We start from the raw sequence: 17,356 nt of genomic DNA, 5'->3' as shown, positions 1-17,356 counted from the left end.
GATATTTTCAGGAAAGATGAACAAACTCAACGCCCATTTCCTCTTTCCGGAAGTATCCCGAGGGGAGCGTTCGAAAGAGCGCGAGGGGGCCAAGCCCCCTTTCAACGTCAGCTATCTGCCTGACGTCCCAAACCACTGGCATTCAAAAACGAAACACCCCCCGGGAAAACCCGAGGGGTGCGAAGTCTCGCTATCTGCGCTGTTACATGCGCGAGGCGACGTTTTCCCAGTTCACCAGTTTGTCGAGGAAGTTGGACAGGTAGGCCGGGCGCTTGTTGCGGAAGTCGATATAGTAGGAATGTTCCCACACATCGCAGCCCAGTAGCGCCGTCTGGCCGAAGCAAAGCGGGTTCACGCCGTTCTCGGTCTTGGTAACCTTCAAGGAACCGTCGGTATCCTTGACCAGCCAGCACCAGCCAGAGCCGAACTGGCCCGCGCCGGCGGCGGCGAACTGGGACTTGAACTCGTCCACGGAACCGAAGCTCTCGACGATCGCTTTTTCAAGCTCGCCGGGCATGGCATTGCCGCCCGGACCCATCATCTCCCAGAACTGCATGTGGTTCCAATGCTGGGACGCATTGTTGAAGATGCCGTTCTGCGCGACTGCGCCGGCATCATAGGTGCCCTTGACTATGTCTTCGAGGCTGCGGTTTTCCCATTCGGTTCCCGCGATCAGCTTGTTGCCATTGTCGACATAGGCCTTGTGGTGCAGGTCGTGGTGATACTCAAGCGTCTCCTTGCTCATGCCGAGATCGGCGAGGGCGTCGTGAGCATAGGGCAGGTTGGGGAGATCAAATGACATTTTGCGAGTTCCTTCCGGTGCAACATTTCCTCGCAAGTTTCTGATACTCACCCGGCCCCGCGTCAAGCCATCCGTCGCGAGAAGCTTGCAGCTTCGGCCCTAAATCCTACGGAAACAATCAAATTACCGTCAGAGCACGCCCTTCCAGCCCTGCTCCTCCCGGAACTCGGATCGTCCGGGGAAACGCCCGGAGTGTTCGGCCAACAGAATCTCGGCCTGCGGGCCGCGTCCGAGCTTGCGGCAACACTGGATCTGGGCTTCCAGCGGATCGGGATTGTTCGGCAAAAGCTCTCCGGCCCGCGCCAATGCGTCGAAGGCCTCCTCAAAGCGCCCGGTTTCTAACAGCGCCGTTCCGAATTGCAGTTCCAGGCCACCATTTCCCGCAACCAGCTTGGCATTGCGCTCCATCAAGGCCACCGCTTCGGAAAACTCGCCGAGCTTCATTACCATGCGCACGGAAGCTTCCAGAGATTGCGCGCCAACAGCTTCCGGGCTGGCCAGTCCACTCTCACCCTCGACGTAACGCTGCAGGACGGTTGCCATGATACGCGCCACGAGATCGGCGGAGACGTGCCGGTAGTCCCCACGCGACCAGGCCACGCGCGGATCACTCAACGTGACGAATTCATAGGAGGGGAAGTAATCCACCCCCTCTGTCTCGGCCACGAAGGCGTCGATGGCGGCGCGCTGCACCGATTTGGAATAGGAATTGGCGACAAGCACATCCATGTCGCGGAAAGTCGACAAAAGCGGCACCGGAGAGACCGTGAGCAGCATCCGCAGCGGTTTGCGACGGTATTTGAGCAGCAATTCCCGCATCTCGCGCAGGCCGGCGAGCACATCCTCGTAGCTCAAAACACGGAACTCGAAACGCTCCGGCTCCCGCTTGGCCAACACGGGCGGGGGCGCGACGTTCAAATAGATGTCGAGCTTGCGGTCGAACCAGACCTCGACATAGCCCAGCGTGACCACCAACACATCCGCCTCCGCGGCCTGTGCCATCACATCAAGAAAACGGTGACGGAATTCGAGGATCTCGGTGACGGGGTAATCGAGCCTTGAGGATCCGAGTTGCAGATCGAGGTAGCTCTCGCTGCCCTCCTTCGCGGAATAGAGCAGGTCGCGGCCGGGAAAGGTGGAACGATCCATCGCCCAGCGAAACTCGTTGATGATGGAGTGGATGGAGTATTTGTTGAAGAAATTCCCCGCAAACCCAAGCCCTTCGCCAATATGGCCAAGCTCGAACTCCCGGCTGAGGACGACGAGGCCGTTACTGGCCAGGGCGGACTCGACGTTGCGTGCAAAACAGGAGCCGATGGTGAAGACGGTATCGCTGCGGCTCATGGAGAAGCCGGGCCGCACACTTGGGCTGGCCAACGGGTAGAGCCGCTCGCCGTCCTTTTCCGGCGAGGGGTAGCGCCTCAGATCGTTGCGCGCGGCGGTTTTGTAGGCCTCCAGCGCAGGCCTTGCCTCCAGGTTGCTCCCAGACATTCTGCTTTTCCTCACTGCGCGATGCCCCTGCCCGCTCCGTTGCGGGTCCATCAAGCGGCCGAGGCGATGCGCTCTTTTATCTTTTCTACCTGCGCGGCCCGTTCAGGCCAGTGTTCCAATGCCATCTCGGCCAGCAGAAGCGCCTCCTCTTTGGCGCCCGTATCCATCCGATTGCGGATCAGTTTCCAGCAGAAAAGGAAATTTTCCGTTTCTTCCAGCGCGAGTTGCATAACGTCGGAGGCGGCCTCTTCCTCGCCCATCGCCTCGTATTGCTCGGCCAGCGCCCGCCAGTAGCCGGCATTGCGCGGCGCGGAGACGATCAGCGACTCGATCTGTTCAAGCGCTTCGAAAGGCTGGCCCATGCCGGCCCGCGCCACTGCTAGCGCCAACCGCAGATCGAGCGAGAGCGGCTTGCCCTCCCGCTCCGGAAGGCGCGCGATATCGGCCCCCCATTGCGGATGCCCGCGCTCAGAACAGGCCAGCGACAGACGCGCCAGGTAGCCCGGCACATTGCGCCGGCCACGCCGCAGAGCGCGTGCCAGCCCCTCACGGTTGCCCGCCGTGGCCGCTTCCAGCGCCCTGTCGACAACCTCGGGGGAGGATAGCGCGCGCTCGCAGCGATGGCCCATATGGGCAAGCGCGATCACCTCCACCCCGGCTTCGTGGCGGAGCAATTCGGCATGCAACAGGTCATGCGCATCGGCCGGGTCGATCACCACATAGGCGCGCTCGGGCAGGTGCGCGGGCTCCACATCCATGTCCGAATGCAATTCCTCACGGTAATTTCGCGCGTGACGGGCGCCGACGGTGGTCATGCCCGGCTCCAGCCGCGCCTGAGGCGAGAAGGCCAGTACCGTTCCGCAGCCCGCCCGCGCGCCGTAACGCAGCGCGCCATAGCCGCCCATGGAAGCCCCCAGGGCCACGGCCCGCTTGCCATCCTTGGCGCGCGCCAGCGATTCCGACATCGGCCCGGTCTCGGTGACCGGATACCAGTGCCGTCCCTTGGGGATCACCTCGTAGAGGTCCGTATCTTCTTGCACTTTGAGCCCAAGCGGGCGCGCCACCTGCCCGCGCGGGCCGGTGACCTCATCTCCAAACACGACGAGAACCGGCTCACTTTCGCCCGAATGGTGCATGAGGCGAATATACGTACCATCGACAAGGCAGCCCGGCGGTACCGTTGGCCGCGCTGCCTGATCCACTCGTCCCGTCCCACCGGTCTCCCGATTGTCCTCGGTCACGTTACGAACTCCCGAATTTGCCGCGGAATGCGGCCCTGGAGATCACTTTCCCCCGGAAATACGGTCATTCTGTGACAGCTTGTGGGATTGTTGCGGGAACGCGCCCAATTGGGCCGGACTGTCTCCGGCCCTGCGTTCACCCTTGGGAGAAGAAACCCACCTTGTCGCCACGCGCCGCCCCCGCGAGGGCGTCGAAAGCGTAGCGGGCAACGGAGCGGAAACAGACCAGGGTGAAGCGCCCCGCCTCGTCCGTCCAGAACGCCGCCGGCACCTGTGCCAGCCAGGTGCGACGGATTTCGCCGGGACCGAAACCGGCGGGAGAGAGGTCCGCCGGGCAAAGCCGGGCGAGAACCTCGCGCGCACCGGGCCCGCTGATGGAAAAGCTCGCCCGCGCATCCGACACATCGACGGCAAGATGGTGCACGCCCGAAAGCGCCGCCTCCAACGCGGCGACAACCGCGGCGGTGTCCGCATAGGGCACCAGCAGCAGCAGCTCATCCGGCGACATCCAGGCCACCGCCCGATCTCCGTTGGTGAGGATCTGCCGAGATTCGGGCAGCGCGCAGCCCGTCGCAGCCTCCACCGCACCGGCAAGCGCCGGGTCGGACAGGTCCGCGCGCAGGGTCACCATGCCCTGCAGCCCGCGTTCCTCGACCTGGGCCACCGGCCCAACTGAACTGGCCCCGTTCAGGGCGGTTACGGCATCAGACATCCTGCTTCTCCCCGTCCGGATCATAGAAGACCGGGCTCACGATCTTCGCCTCGATCACGCTCTCATCGGTGGCCACGAACTTGATCACCTCGCCCATGCGGTCCGGCCCGTGATGGACAAGTCCCATGGCGATCCCCTTGCCCAAAGTCGGCGAGCGGTAAGTGGAGGTCACCCGGCCAATCGTGTTGCGCTGGCCGTTGCCATTGACGCCCTCGCCCACCGCATAGGCGCCATCTGGCAGCACGGAGCCGTCCAGCGTCTCCAGTCCGACGAGCTTCCAGCGATCCGGGCTGACCATGTGGGAGCGTTCCTGCGCCCTCTTGCCGAGGTAATCGTCCTTCTTCTTGGAGATCGCCCAGCCGAGCCCGAGATCCTGCGGGATCACCGTCCCGTCCGTCTCGTCGCCGATCATGATGAAGCCCTTCTCGGCCCGCATGATATGCAGCGCTTCGGTGCCATAGGGCGTGATGGACCATTCCCGACCGGCAGCAAGCAGCTTGCCCCAGAGCGTCATCGCCTCGCCCGCCGGAACGGCAATCTCGTAGCTGAGTTCGCCCGAAAAGGAGATGCGGAAGATGCGCGCCTTGATCCCGTCCAATTCGCCCTCGGCCCAACCCATGAAAGGCAGCGCCTCTTTCGACACGTCCATGCCGCCGAGCTTCTCCAAAAGCTTGCGGGCATTTGGGCCGACCACGGCGATCTGTCCCCATTGCTCGGTCACGTTGGCGACATATACCTTCCAGTCCCACCATTCCGTCTGCAGCCAGTCTTCCATCCAGCCATGGATGCGATCCGCACCGCCCGAGGTGGTGTGGCAGAGGAAGGTATCCTCGTCGATCCGCGCCACGACACCGTCATCGGAGAGGAAGCCGTTTTCGTTGCACATCAGCCCGTAGCGGCACTTGCCCGGTTTCAGCGTCGACATCTTGTTGGTGTAGAGCATGTCGAGGAAGCGGCCCGCGTCCGGCCCCTTCACAACGAGTTTGCCCAGCGTCGAGGCGTCCAGCAGCCCCAGCGAATTGCGCGTGGCCAGCACTTCGCGTGCCACCGCCGCATCATGGTCCTCGCCCGGTTTCGGATAGCAATAGGGCCGCCGCCAATGGCCGACCGGCTCCCAATAGGCGCCGTTGCGTTCGTGCCAGTCATGCATCGGCGTGCGCCGCAGCGGCTGGAAGGTTGCCCCGCGCGCCTCGCCCGCGATGGAGCCGAAGGAGATCGGCTGGTAGGGCGGGCGAAAGGTCGTGGTGCCGACTTGCGGGATCTTCGCGCCAAGGCTATTGGCAAGGATCGCCAGGCCGTTGATATTGGAAAGCTTGCCCTGATCGTTCGCCATGCCGAGCGTGGTGTAGCGCTTGGTCAGCTCGACGCTCTCATAGCCTTCCTGCGCGGCAAGCTGGATATCGGCCACCTTCACGTCGTTCTGGAAATCGAGGAACATCTTGGACCTGAGTTCCGGCAGCGCCTGTTCCGGCATGACCCAGACCGGCTTCATCGGCCGCTCCTCTGCATCCACGGCCTGCGCCGCCTCGGCCTGAATAGCGAAACCCGCCGCGCCACAGGCATCCGCCGCCGCGGCGGCCGCATCCTTCAGCACGGAGCCGGTACCCATCGCGCCGGACGCAATGCCCGCCGTGCGGACAAAGGCTTCGCCTTGCGCGCCCGTCGGCGCACGGGAGAAATTGGGGTAGAAATGCGCGTTCTCTTCCGACCAGAGGAGCTTGCCGCCGCAATGGGACCAGAGGTGCACCACCGGCGACCAGCCGCCGGACATGGCCACGGCATCGCATTCGACCGTCGCGCCCGCGCCGCCCGTGCCATTGCCCCGGCAAAGCATGACGCCTTCCACCCGCTTCTTGCCCTTCACCTTCATGATCGCCGCGCCGCATTCCACCGCGACGCCCCGGCGCATCGCCTCGCGGGCGAGCGGGCCGTCACTGCGCTCGCGGGCATCGACGACAACCGGCACTTCCAGCCCGGCATCGATGAGTGCCAGAGCGGTACGATAGGCATCGTCGTTATTGGTGACGACGACCACTTTCCTGCCCGGCGCGACGCCGTAATTGACCACGTAATCGCGCACCGCCGAGGCGAGCATCACCCCCGGAACGTCGTTTCCGGCGAAGCTGAGCGGGCGCTCGATAGCGCCAGTAGCGGTGAGAATCTGCTTGGCGCGGATGCGCCAGAGCCGGTGGCGGACACGGCCGTCGCCGGGCGTGTGATCGGCCACGCGCTCATATCCCAGTGCATAGCCATGATCGAAGACACCCGCGCCCATGGTACGGGTCCGCAGGGTGACATTCTCCATTGCCTCCAGCGCAGCCAGCGTCTCGGCGATCCAGCTGTCGGCGGGCTTGCCCTCGATCTCGGCGCCATCAACCGGCGCGCGGCCGCCCCAATGGGCCGTCTGTTCCATGAGCAGCACACGCGCGCCGGATTTTCCCGCCGTCAGCGCGGCTTGCAGACCCGCGATGCCACCACCGACGATCAGAACGTCCACGAAGGCATAGAAATGCTCGTATTTGTCGGCATCGGGCTCCTGCGGCGGGCGGCCCGAGGCCGCAGCTTCTCGGATGAACGGCTCGTAGACATGTTTCCAGAAGGGGCGCGGCCAGATGAAGGTCTTGTAATAGAACCCCGCCGGCATGAATTTCGACAGCCACCCATTCACCGCCATCGCGTCGAAGCCGAGCGATGGCCAGGCGTTCTGCGGCATCGCCGTCAGCCCGTCGAAAAGCTCGGTCGTTGTCGCCCGCTGGTCCGGCTCGAACCGCGCGCCCTGCCCCAGACCCACCAGCGCGTTGGGCTCCTCCGGCCCGCTGGCCACGATGCCGCGCGGGCGGTGATACTTGTAGGAGCGGTTGACCAGCATCTTGCCCGCGCCCAGCAGCGCCGAGGCGAGCGTATCGCCGGCAAAGCCCGAAAGCCGGTTGCTGTCGAAGACGAAACCCAGCGTCTTCTCGCGGTCGATCAGACGGCCGCCCTGTTCCAGACGCATGCTCATTGACGGCCCTCCCAGTCAGGCAGTTTGGCCTTGATCGCGGCAACGATCTCGGCGGGCGGCTCGGTTGTCTGCGCCTTGTAGGTACCGAAAACCTCAAGCGTGGTGGTGGAGCGGGCGGCGAGGAACCACTTGCCGCAGCCATTGGCATGGCGCCAGCGCTCGAAATGCACGCCCAGCGGGTTCTTGCGCTCGAAGAGATAGGCCTCGAACTCTTCATCCGTGGAGCCGGGGCCATAACGTTTCAGATGCGCCTCTCCGCCGGGGGCAAGTTCGGTTTCATCACATTTTATGCCGCAATAGGGGCATTGGAGGATCAGCATGTCATCATCCTTTCGGCGGCAGGCTGGCAGCATTGAAAAGGGACATCTCCACAAGGGAGCGGCGGAGGTCGTCGTCAAGAAAGGCGCCTTCGTCCAACTCGACCATCCCGCCCATCTTCTGTCCCGTAAACGAAAGCGGTTCGGCGCCAAGCTCCAGCGCCGCTGCCTCGCGGTCCTTGCCAACGCGGAACATGGCACCATTGCCAATGACACCGCAGGCCATGTTGCCGTTCAGCATGAAGGCGATGCCACCGAACATCCGCTTTTCCGAAAGCCCCGGCTGAAAGCCGAGGTCCTCGCGCATGATTTCGGCCCGTTTTTCAGAGAAGGCCATCTGACTTCCCCAGTTTGAATGGAGCGCGAAAAACTGCGCAATAGCGGTAAAGGACAATCAGCATGACAAGATCCCCAAAGCGCAAAACTTCTTCACGAGGACATCCCCGTATGCCGCTTGAATTGTTCCCCAGAAAAGGATGACCGGCTCCCACGTCTTCGGGATCCTGCCAAAGCTATTCCACGCATCGTCTTTCTGAGCATACGGGCTGTAATGAAAGTATAGAATCGCATATCCCACAATCAACGCTCCAACACGCTGGAAGTGCTCGAATGATCCTTGCAAGAACAGTGCGACACTGACACCGAACAAGAAGGAAAAAACAACATCTGGGAGGTACTTTCCCATCAATGCGCCACCCCCGCCGCCACGCTCTCGTCGATGAAACGCCCTTCCTTGAAACGGTCCAGCCCGAATTCGGCGGCAAGCGGTCCCGGCTCGCCCTTGGCCACCAGCTCCGCCATCGCCCAGCCGGAACCCGGGATCGACTTGAATCCGCCGGTGCCCCAGCCGCAATTGATGAAAGTGTTGCCCAGCGGCGTTTTCGAGATGATAGGTGAGCGGTCGCCCGTCATGTCGACGATGCCGCCCCACATCCGCATCATCTTTAGCCGCGAGATCATCGGGAAGGTCTCGACCAGGGCCCGCACCGTCTCCTCGATATGGTGGAAGCTGCCGCGTTGCGTGTAGTTGTTGTAGCCGTCCGCGCCGCCACCGATCACCATCTCGCCCTTGTCGGACTGGCTCATGTAGCCATGCACCGTGTTGGCCATGACGACACAATCCATGCAGGGCTTGATCGGCTCGGAGACCAGCGCCTGCAGCGCCACCGATTCGATGGGTAGTCGGAAACCCGCCATACCAGCGAGCTGTCCCGAATGGCCGGCGACGACGATGGCAAGCTTGTCGCAATCGATCTCGCCCTTGGAGGTGCTCACGCCCGTGACCGTGCCACCTTCGGAGCGCACGCCGGTCACTTCGCATTTCTGGATGATGTCCATGCCCATGGCCGAACAGGCCCGCGCATAACCCCAGGCGATGGCATCGTGCCGCGCCGAACCCGCGCGCGGCTGCCAAAGCGCACCGAGCACCGGGTAGCGCGGGCCTTCGATGTTGATGATCGGCACGATCTCCTTCACCCGTTCCGGCGAGATGAACTCTGTCTGTACACCTTGCAGCACATTGGCATGCGCGGTGCGCTGATACCCGCGGATCTCGTGATGTGTCTGAGCGAGCATCATCACGCCGCGCGGGGAGAACATGGCGTTGTAGTTCAGGTCTTGGCTGAAGGTCTCGTAAAGGCTGCGTGATTTCTCGTAGATCGCAGCGGACGGGTCCTGCAGGTAGTTGGAGCGGATGATCGTCGTGTTGCGCCCCGTATTGCCGCCGCCCAGCCAGCCCTTCTCCAGTACCGCGATATCGCGGATGCCGTAATTCTTGCCCAGGTAATAAGCCGTCGCCAGCCCGTGCCCACCGGCACCGATCACGATCACCCTGTAGCGCTTCTTGGGCTCCGGCGAACGCCACGCGCGCTCCCAGCCGGTGTGATAGCGAAGAGCCTCTCGGGCGATGGCAAAGGCGGAATAGCGGCGCATGGCGGTCCTCATCCTGGGGCGGTCCGGGTGCTCGCGGCGAACACCGGAACACGGTAATCCTTTTGGGATCGTTTCAGAAAGATCAACAGCCTGCCTGCGGCATCTTGATGCCGGGAAACGACCTTGTGAACAGAGGCCGCATCCCGGCGGCCCACAGGGGCTTTGCCCTGAGCCCATTCCCATATAGACCTTTTGCGGAACGAGGACATCCCGCCGGGAGGGCGCATGACATTCTGGGTAATTTCGAGCGTATTGACGCTGGTTTCGGCGCTGCTGATCGGTTGGGCGCTTCTGCGGCCACGCGCGCAGGAATCGAGCGACGCGGACAAGCTCGATATCCGGATCTACAAAGACCAACTTCGGGCGGTGGAAAAGGACCTCGCGCGCGGTGTTGTGACCGAGGAGGAAGCCGGCCGCCTGCGCACCGAGATCAAGCGGCGCATCCTTGATGCGGACCGTTCCGATCAGTCCGAAACACAGGCCGCGCCGCGCAGTGCAAGCTTCGCCGCCGCCGCGATAGCCGGGCTCTTCGTGATCGGCGGAAGCTTCCTGATTTATGACAGGCTCGGCGCGCCGGGTTATGAAGACCAACCGCTCTCCAAACGCGTGGCCGATGCCGAGCGCATGCGGGCTGCCCGCCCCAGCCAGGCCGAATACGAAGCCAAGATCCCGGTTGGTCAGATCGCGGATATCGACCCGAAATACGCGGAGCTGGTCGAGCAATTGCGCAAGGCCGTGCAGGAGCGCCCCGAGGAGCTTCAGGGCTGGGTTTTGCTGGCCCGCAACGAAGCGCGCCTTGGCAACCTGCCCGAGGCGCATGCCGCGCAGAAACAGGTGATCGAGCTGAAGGGCAAGGACGCGACCACGCAGGATTATACCGCCTATGCCTCGATGCTGATCCAGGCGGCGGGCGGCAATGTCTCGAAGGAAGCCGACGGGGCGCTGAACGGCGCTCTCTCGCTCGACCCGAACAACCCGATTGCGCGCTATTACGTGGGCCTGATGCAGCTGCAGACCGGCCGCCCGGACCAGGCGTTCGCCTTCTGGGAGCCGCTGCTCCGGCAAGGGCCGGCGGATGCGCCCTGGATCCCGATCATCCGTGCCCGTCTGGAAGGCGTGGCCGCGCTGGCCGGCATCCACTACACGCTGCCGCCGACAGCACCCATGGCCGGACTTTCGGGCGGACCGACCGCCGAGGACATGGCCGCCGCCGCCGACATGTCGCCGCAGGAACGTCAGGAAATGATCCAGTCCATGGTCGAGCAACTCGGCGCGCGCATGGCCGAGGAAGGTGGCCCCCCCTCCGACTGGGCCAAGCTGATCCGCGCCCACGGCGTGCTCGGCAACCGCAATCAGGCCGCCGCGATCTGGGCCGAGGCGCAGCAGACCTTCTCCGCCTCCGAAGACCTCGTCCCGATCCGCGAAGCGGCGGTCTCCGCCGGCGTGGCCGATGGCGCCCCGGAGGAACGCGGCCCCTCCGCCGAAGACGTGGCCGCCGCCGCCGAGATGACCTCCGAGGATCGCCGGGAAATGATCCGCGGCATGGTCGAACAGCTCGGCGACCGTCTGGCGACCGAAGGTGGCCCGCCGCAGGACTGGGCGCGCATGATTTCCTCGCTGGGCGTGCTGGGCGAACGCGACTGGGCCGCCGCGATCTGGGGCGAGGCGCAAGAGCGCTTTGAGGACCCTGAACACCTGGCCATCGTGCGCGAAGCCGCTATCGCCATCGGGCTGGAAGAATAGCACCATGATCTGCGAAGAGATCGAAGACTTTGCCGCCACGCTCAAACGGGGCCGGCCTATCGCCGGGCTGGACCTTGGAACGGCGACCATCGGCGTCGCCATTTCCGACCGTCTGCTCAGCACGGCCACGCCGGTCGAGACGATCCGGCGCAAGAAATTCGGCGTCGATGCCGAGAAAATGCTGAAACTCATTGCCTCTCGCGAGGCCTGCGGGATCGTGCTCGGCCTGCCGCGCAACATGGACGGAAGCGAAGGCCCCCGCTGTCAGTCCACCCGCGCCTTCGCCCGCAACCTCGAGCGGTTGACGGACCTTCCCATCACCTTTTGGGACGAGCGGCTTTCTACCGTGGCCGCCGAACGTGCGCTGCTGGAGGCGGATACGTCCCGCAAACGTCGCGCAGAGGTGATCGACCATGTCGCCGCCGGGTTTATCCTGCAAGGCGTGCTGGACAGGCTCGGGCACCTGGAGAGCGAAGCATGAAGGACGACGATATCTGGACACGCGACGAGATCGAGTCGCCCTGCAACAAGATCTGCGTGATCCACCCCGAGGTCAGGATCTGCGCCGGCTGCTACCGCAGCATCGACGAGATATCCGGCTGGAGCCGGCTGTCCCCCGAGGCCCGGCGCGCATTGATGGAAGAGCTTCCTTCCCGCGCTGGCCTTCTGAAAAAGCGGCGTGGCGGCAGGGCTGCACGCCAGAAATCCTGACCTCTCCCCTCACCGTGCCAATGGTCTTCCTGCCGAACTGACGATCCCGACCGCCGCGCGCGCAGCGCGCGGCCACGCCCGACAGGAAGAGCGCATCTGCGATGCGCGCTCGACGGGAGGGAAGCCCCCTCAGCCCTCTTCCACCTGAACGGTGGTAACGCAGTCCAGCGCCGCATCCAGCACCTCGAGCCCGGCCCCGCTGCGGCTCGCGCCCTCACTCAAGGTCCGCCGCCAGCCGCGCGCCCCGGGCTTGCCCGCGAACAGCCCCAGCATATGGCGCGTTACCTGGTGCAACCGTCCACCTGCCTCAAGATGCCGGGCGATATAGGGGCGCATCCGCTCGGCCACCTCCACCGCGCTTGAAACCCGCGCCGCCTCGCCAAAAACCTGTTCATCCGACTCCAGCAGAATATCCGCCGGCTGATGATAGGCCGCGCGCCCGATCATCACGCCATCCAGCCCCTCGGCCAGCTGCGCCTGCGCAGCCTCCAGCGAGGCAATGCCGCCATTGATCGAAATATGCAGATCCGGAAAGGCGCGTTTCATCTCGTGCACAAGCGGATAATCCAGCGGCGGAATATCCCGGTTCTCCTTCGGGCTCAGTCCTTGCAGCCAGGCCTTGCGCGCATGGATCGTGACCCGCCGCACACCGGCGGCCCGGATCTGTTCGAGGAAATCCGGAAGCACATCGCGCGGCTCCTGTTCATCGACCCCGATCCGGCATTTCACCGTCACCGGCACCCGCACCATTGCCGCCATCTCGGCCACGCAATCGGCCACCAGCCCCGGGCGCTCCATCAGCACCGCCCCGAAGAAACCGGACTGAACCCGGTCAGACGGGCACCCGACGTTGAGATTCACCTCGTCATATCCCGCGTCCTCGGCCATCCGCGCCGCCTGCGCCAGTTCGGTCGGATCCGACCCGCCCAGTTGCACCGCGACGGGATGCTCGGACGTGTTGTATTCCAGCAGATGCCGCGCCCCGCCCCGGACCAGCGCCGGCGCGGTGACCATCTCGGTATAGAGCAGCGCCCGGGACGACATCAGCCGGTGAAAATACCGGCAATGCCGATCCGTCCAGTCGAGCATCGGCGCGACAGATAATTTAGCGTTATATTTCAATGCTTCAGCACTCATCATTTTGCACAATGTGCATGAAACTTGCACATACTTTGCACACGGATTACATCAACCTTGAAAAAAGATTGATGATAGTTCGCACAGGAGGCGCACATGGCATCCATTCAAAAGCTCCCCAGCGGTAAGTTCCGAGTACAAGTCCGCAAGGACGGGGTGTACCGCGCCAAGACCTTTGACCGCAAGACCGACGCCCGGGCATGGGGTGTTGATGTCGAGCGTGCGATATCGGGCGGTGCGAATGCCGGGGCGATCACCGCCCCGAAATCCATGACATTCTCCGACGTCATCGACGCCTACATGACGCAGGTGGAAACGCGCCGCACGACCCGGGTCAACCTTGAGCGACTCAAGAGTCGGATCGGCGCAACCAAGGTGCGGAACCTGTCGGCCCTGGTCATGCAGCAGTTCATCGACTCGCGAATGAATGAGGGTGTGACCGGGGCGACCATCGCCGGTGATCTCTCTACTGCATCCAGCGTGCTCAGATGGGCAAGACGTGTTCGGCAGATCGACGTGAACGAAGATCTTGCCGCCGCGGCCCGCCGCGGCCTGACAGCAGCCCGTATCGAGACGCGGTCGCAGGAGCGTACCCGTGTCCCCACCGAGGATGAGCTTCGCCGGATCATCGAACATATCGAATCCAACCCCCGGCAGAAGATCCCGGCCGCAACCATCATCCGGTTCGCTGCTGCATCCGCCATGAGATTGGGCGAGATCTGCCGCATCAGGATCGAGGACATTTCATGGAATGAGAAATCCGTCATCGTCCGCGAGCGGAAAGACCCGAAACGCAAGGCACGCAATGACCAGACGGTGCCGCTGGTGGGGGATGCCTACCGGATCGCCCGAGAGGTGGCCGGCGATCGACGTGAAGGCCGACTGTTCCCATACAAGGCCGACAGCGTCGGCGCCGTCTTTACCCGCGCCTGCAGGGAGCTCGGGATCGATGACCTGCATATGCACGACTTGCGCCATCTCGCGATTACAGAACTATTTCGCGCCGGTCTGCCCATCCAGCTCGTGGCCGTCGTCAGCGGCCACCGGGACTGGAAGCATCTCAAGCGTTACACACAGCTCAACGCAGGCGATGTGCATGCCGCTCTGGAGCGTCTGCAATGATCGACAAGACTATGCGCTTCCATCTTGAAGCTCACGCTATCAAGCTCGGTTTCAGCAGTTGGGAGGAACAGCTCATCGCGCAGGACGCGGGGAACATCGTGGCGAACGGTCGGGAAGGTGATGAGCTCAACGTGGCCCGCTACGCCCTGCGGATGTCCGCTGTCGCCCGCAAGAAGACCCTGGCGGATCGAAAGCGGGGCGGCGGAGCCGACAGGTATATCGCGGTTGCGGTCCGGTATGCGCAGAGCCTGATGGAGGACGATCCGCAGATGTCAAAGTCGGCCGCAGCCCGGCACGCGGTCGACCACATGGAGCAGACACTCGGCGTGAACGTCAACTCCTCATCGGTCAGAAGGCGTCTCAGCTCGGTTTGAGAAATCACCTGCGCGGAGTTACTCGCTCAGGTGACAAGCTCGAAAAAACGGTATTAATGGAGGGCAACTTCAACGAATGGAGGTTGCCATATGACCGACGACCAAGTGCCCAGGCAGCTTACGCTGCCGCCTGATTTGCAGGCTCAGATTACCAAGCTGATCCTTGCGATTCCCCGCCCTCGCTACTCCGACACCGTTCGCCAGATGCTGCTGGATCACGGGCTCGTCACCGAGGACGAGCTGGCAGAATTTCGCGGCGACAGCCTTTCCACAATTCAAGCCTATCGTGCGCGCGGACAAATGCCGCCCTATTTCAAATGGGGATCGCTGATCTGTTACCGCACCGATGACATCGCCGCCCTGATCACGGGTGAGCGCATCGAGAATGCTGCCTACAAGCGGCGCAAGGCTTCGAATGCTGACCTGTTAGGCCAGCCCACCACCTAACCACCCCAAGATCGCAGGACTGCAGCAACTCCCATTCCGGGTGACTGGATACCTGCGTCCACGGACAACAAAGGAGATCCCTATGTCCAGAAAGACCGCTACCGCGAACCTCAATGCCGTGTCGGCGGGCAGCGGCACGCTCAACCACGATGTGATGCTGTCCGTCCTAAGCGGTATCGCGGCGCTCCAGCGTCTCCAGTGGATCAGCGAAAAACAGGCGAAAAGGGAAATCGCCGAACGGCTCCGCAACGCGAGTATCCAGGCGATGGTCGATCTGCTCCGAGATCACCCGGAGGAGTATCGCCGGGCGCAGGATCACATCAGGTGGATCGCGAAAGTTCTGCGAGAAGCATCGTTCAACTAAAAAGAAACGCCGCCCCCGAGAGCAGACGGGAGACGGCGCTAAGAAAGGTCTGTACCTGTGACATATAATACCAATCTGCCCGAAAACTGCAAGCCCATCCAGCATGCCAAGTTGGAACGGAACTGGCTGATCTTCGAGGTCGGCCCGATCGATCCGGAAACAGGAAAACGGTCCAAACGGCCCGTGATGACCGACGGTACGGTCGCCTCCGTCGAGGTCTGCGCCGGCATGACCTGGCAGGATGCTCTGAACGCCATATCGGGCATGCAGCCCGCGCCCGATACGTTTTATGTCACGGGATACTTGGCCCGGCCCGGAAGCGCGATCGTTATCGGCGACCTGGACGGCTGCGTCGATCCGGAAACGGGAATCGCGAGCGACTGGGCCTCGGAGATCCTTCGGCACGAGGGCTGCTACTGGGAATACTCGGTCAGCGGCACGGGGCTGCGCCTCGTCATGGCGCGGGATCCCGATCGGCCCGTCGAGAGCAGCGGAGAGCGCAACGGTGTCGGCCTCTTCGAAAACGGGGGCCGCGGGGCCGTGCTGCAGCTCACGGGCGACACCAGCGTCGAGGTGACCACGGCACGGCCGCTCGTGGACGCCCTGCTCGCCCGTAAGGGCAGTCAGCGCCAGAGCGAGGGCCAGACGAGCACGGATTGGGGAGAGGTGCCGCAGGAGCTCGTATGGGAAGTCGTCCGCAGCACGCCGAATGACGGGCGGATCAGATATGATGATTATGTCCGTCTCGGTCTGGCATTGAAGACGATCGCCGGGGACGATGCTCGTGAGTTGTTCATCTGGTGGGCGAAACAGTTCCCGGAGAAGGCGACGGATGTCCCGCCGGAACAGAAATGGGATCGCGGGTTCGATCGGCCAACCGGCGAGCTGGGTTTCGGAACGCTGGTCGAACTCTGCAAGCAGGGCAACGGAGGCACGCTGCCACCGGCGATCGATGAGAAGCTCCGCAGCAACCGGCAGCGTCAGCTGGTCGCCATGATGCCTCCACCTCCCTCGGGGGATCAACTGCCGCCAGGTGCTGTGCCGCTCACTGATGACAAACTGCTGACGCAGCCTTCCGATCGCGCTCGCGAGATGGCCGAGTTCCTGGACGTCAGGATTGCGGGCCTTGTGCCCGACACACCGCCCATCGACGCCCGCCGTATTGACGCCATGATCAACGGTGTCGTTTGGTCGGGAAACAAGGCGAAATGGAACATACTGAACAATGAAGGCAGTTTGATTGTCTTCGGTCGGTCGGACGGCTGGTCCCACATCTGTCGGAGGTACGGCAACCCGCTTGATGTGGCCGGGTTGGAGGGGGCGATCGACAAATTCGCCTTGCCTGCCGCAGAGGCCAAGATCCTGCTGAAAGCGGTCAAGGAGGCCGTGCGCGGCACGATCGAGAGCGACTTGCTACACCTGAACCAACGCGAGCGGTTGGAATGGCGCGTGGACCCGTTTGCGACCGAGAGCAGGGTCGAGCTGGGCGATGTGACGGCCCGGTTTATTTTGACACACAAGAAGTTCCCGACCGGCCCGATCGACGACAAGGTCATCGACGACTTTCGCGAACACTTCCCCGAGTTCGACAAATTGCTGGAATGGATTGTTGCGTGCCGCTTCGCCGACGATCGGAAGAAATCGTATCTCTGGATGAGGGCGAGTAGCGACTTCGGCAAAGGATTGATCTTCACGCTGATGAAGGATCTGGGTGCCGTTGTTGAAATGTCGATCAAGGAGGTCGAGGCCGCATTCGAAGGCAAACCGCTTGCCAAGGGACCGGAAGATTTCCGTCGCGCACTGGTGCTCTGGGTTGACGAGTTCAAAACGGTAAAATCGGAGCTGAAGCAGCTACAGAACGATATAACGCTGGCTCCGAAATTCGGGATGTCATCGACGGTGCAGCTCTTCGCAAAGATCTTCACTTCGGCAGAGACCGTCGCATCGCTCGCAGGTGATCAT

General features: G+C 63.0%; 18 protein-coding genes. 8 read left to right on the top strand and 10 right to left on the bottom strand.

The window, feature by feature from the left end; genetic code table 11:
* Positions 1-202: 202 nt before the first annotated feature.
* The 9 genes from AX756_RS15935 to AX756_RS15895 all read right to left on the bottom strand — a co-directional run bounded on the left by AX756_RS15935 (position 203) and on the right by AX756_RS15895 (position 9,496).
* Positions 203-802 (bottom strand): superoxide dismutase, encoded by a 600-nt coding sequence (locus AX756_RS15935; protein WP_068313676.1) that lies wholly within the window; start codon positions 800-802, stop codon positions 203-205.
* Positions 803-931: 129 nt separating this feature from the next.
* Positions 932-2,293, bottom strand: a complete 1,362-nt coding sequence (locus tag AX756_RS15930) for a GSCFA domain-containing protein (protein WP_068313673.1) — start codon at positions 2,291-2,293, stop codon at positions 932-934.
* Positions 2,294-2,343: 50 nt separating this feature from the next.
* Positions 2,344-3,534 carry a hypothetical protein gene (locus AX756_RS15925; RefSeq protein ID WP_156461521.1) on the bottom strand — a complete coding sequence of 397 codons (1,191 nt, stop codon included), beginning with the start codon at positions 3,532-3,534 and terminating at the stop codon, positions 2,344-2,346.
* A gap of 136 nt (positions 3,535-3,670) precedes the next feature.
* Positions 3,671-4,246 carry a sarcosine oxidase subunit gamma gene (locus AX756_RS15920; RefSeq protein ID WP_068313667.1) on the bottom strand — a complete coding sequence of 192 codons (576 nt, stop codon included), beginning with the start codon at positions 4,244-4,246 and terminating at the stop codon, positions 3,671-3,673.
* Positions 4,239-7,247, bottom strand: coding sequence for a sarcosine oxidase subunit alpha family protein (locus tag AX756_RS15915; protein ID WP_068313665.1), 3,009 nt, complete (start codon positions 7,245-7,247; stop codon positions 4,239-4,241). The genes AX756_RS15920 and AX756_RS15915 overlap by 8 nt, the downstream gene beginning before the upstream one ends.
* Positions 7,244-7,567 carry a sarcosine oxidase subunit delta gene (locus AX756_RS15910; RefSeq protein WP_068313965.1) on the bottom strand — a complete coding sequence of 108 codons (324 nt, stop codon included), beginning with the start codon at positions 7,565-7,567 and terminating at the stop codon, positions 7,244-7,246. The genes AX756_RS15915 and AX756_RS15910 overlap by 4 nt, the downstream gene beginning before the upstream one ends.
* Before the next feature lie 4 nt (positions 7,568-7,571).
* Positions 7,572-7,901: a TfoX/Sxy family protein gene (locus tag AX756_RS15905; protein ID WP_068313662.1), complete on the bottom strand. Its 330-nt coding sequence runs from the start codon at positions 7,899-7,901 to the stop codon at positions 7,572-7,574.
* A 57-nt stretch (positions 7,902-7,958) separates the two neighbouring features.
* Positions 7,959-8,249, bottom strand: a complete 291-nt coding sequence (locus AX756_RS26095; RefSeq protein ID WP_068313660.1) for a hypothetical protein — start codon at positions 8,247-8,249, stop codon at positions 7,959-7,961.
* On the bottom strand, positions 8,249-9,496 hold the full coding sequence (locus tag AX756_RS15895; protein WP_068313657.1) for a sarcosine oxidase subunit beta family protein: 1,248 nt from the start codon (positions 9,494-9,496) through the stop codon (positions 8,249-8,251). Before AX756_RS15895 ends, AX756_RS26095 begins: the two co-directional genes overlap by 1 nt.
* Positions 9,497-9,721: 225 nt before the next feature.
* Here AX756_RS15895 and ccmI point away from each other — a divergent pair, with 225 nt between their 5' ends.
* Genes ccmI through AX756_RS15880 form a run of 3 tightly spaced genes read left to right on the top strand, consistent with a single transcriptional unit; the run spans position 9,722 to position 11,950 of the window.
* Entirely contained in the window at positions 9,722-11,239 is a 1,518-nt protein-coding gene (gene ccmI / locus AX756_RS15890) for a c-type cytochrome biogenesis protein CcmI (protein WP_068313655.1), read from the top strand.
* A gap of 4 nt (positions 11,240-11,243) precedes the next feature.
* Positions 11,244-11,720, top strand: a complete 477-nt coding sequence (gene ruvX, locus AX756_RS15885) for a Holliday junction resolvase RuvX (RefSeq protein ID WP_068313653.1) — start codon at positions 11,244-11,246, stop codon at positions 11,718-11,720.
* Complete coding sequence (locus tag AX756_RS15880; RefSeq protein WP_068313650.1) at positions 11,717-11,950, top strand: DUF1289 domain-containing protein; 234 nt, start codon at positions 11,717-11,719, stop codon at positions 11,948-11,950. Before ruvX ends, AX756_RS15880 begins: the two co-directional genes overlap by 4 nt.
* Before the next feature lie 129 nt (positions 11,951-12,079).
* On the opposite strand, the gene dusA is transcribed toward AX756_RS15880, so the two are convergent.
* Positions 12,080-13,087: a tRNA dihydrouridine(20/20a) synthase DusA gene (gene dusA / locus AX756_RS15875; RefSeq protein WP_082739142.1), complete on the bottom strand. Its 1,008-nt coding sequence runs from the start codon at positions 13,085-13,087 to the stop codon at positions 12,080-12,082.
* A gap of 96 nt (positions 13,088-13,183) precedes the next feature.
* Here dusA and AX756_RS15870 point away from each other — a divergent pair, with 96 nt between their 5' ends.
* The 5 genes from AX756_RS15870 to AX756_RS15850 all read left to right on the top strand — a co-directional run.
* Positions 13,184-14,209 (top strand): tyrosine-type recombinase/integrase, encoded by a 1,026-nt coding sequence (locus AX756_RS15870; RefSeq protein ID WP_082739141.1) that lies wholly within the window; start codon positions 13,184-13,186, stop codon positions 14,207-14,209.
* Positions 14,206-14,583, top strand: coding sequence for a hypothetical protein (locus AX756_RS15865; protein WP_068313641.1), 378 nt, complete (start codon positions 14,206-14,208; stop codon positions 14,581-14,583). Before AX756_RS15870 ends, AX756_RS15865 begins: the two co-directional genes overlap by 4 nt.
* Before the next feature lie 90 nt (positions 14,584-14,673).
* Positions 14,674-15,030 (top strand): hypothetical protein, encoded by a 357-nt coding sequence (locus tag AX756_RS15860; protein WP_068313638.1) that lies wholly within the window; start codon positions 14,674-14,676, stop codon positions 15,028-15,030.
* Between the two features lie 82 nt (positions 15,031-15,112).
* Positions 15,113-15,394 (top strand): hypothetical protein, encoded by a 282-nt coding sequence (locus AX756_RS15855; RefSeq protein ID WP_068313635.1) that lies wholly within the window; start codon positions 15,113-15,115, stop codon positions 15,392-15,394.
* A gap of 264 nt (positions 15,395-15,658) precedes the next feature.
* Positions 15,659-17,356, top strand: a 1,698-nt coding sequence (locus tag AX756_RS15850) for a PriCT-2 domain-containing protein (RefSeq protein WP_197431085.1), incomplete at its 3' end; no start/stop codon positions are given.

This window comes from Aliiruegeria sabulilitoris (genome assembly GCF_001558155.1).
In the GTDB taxonomy this organism is placed as follows: domain Bacteria; phylum Pseudomonadota; class Alphaproteobacteria; order Rhodobacterales; family Rhodobacteraceae; genus Tropicimonas; species Tropicimonas sabulilitoris.
This window is presented reverse-complemented; position numbering and strand designations above follow the sequence as displayed.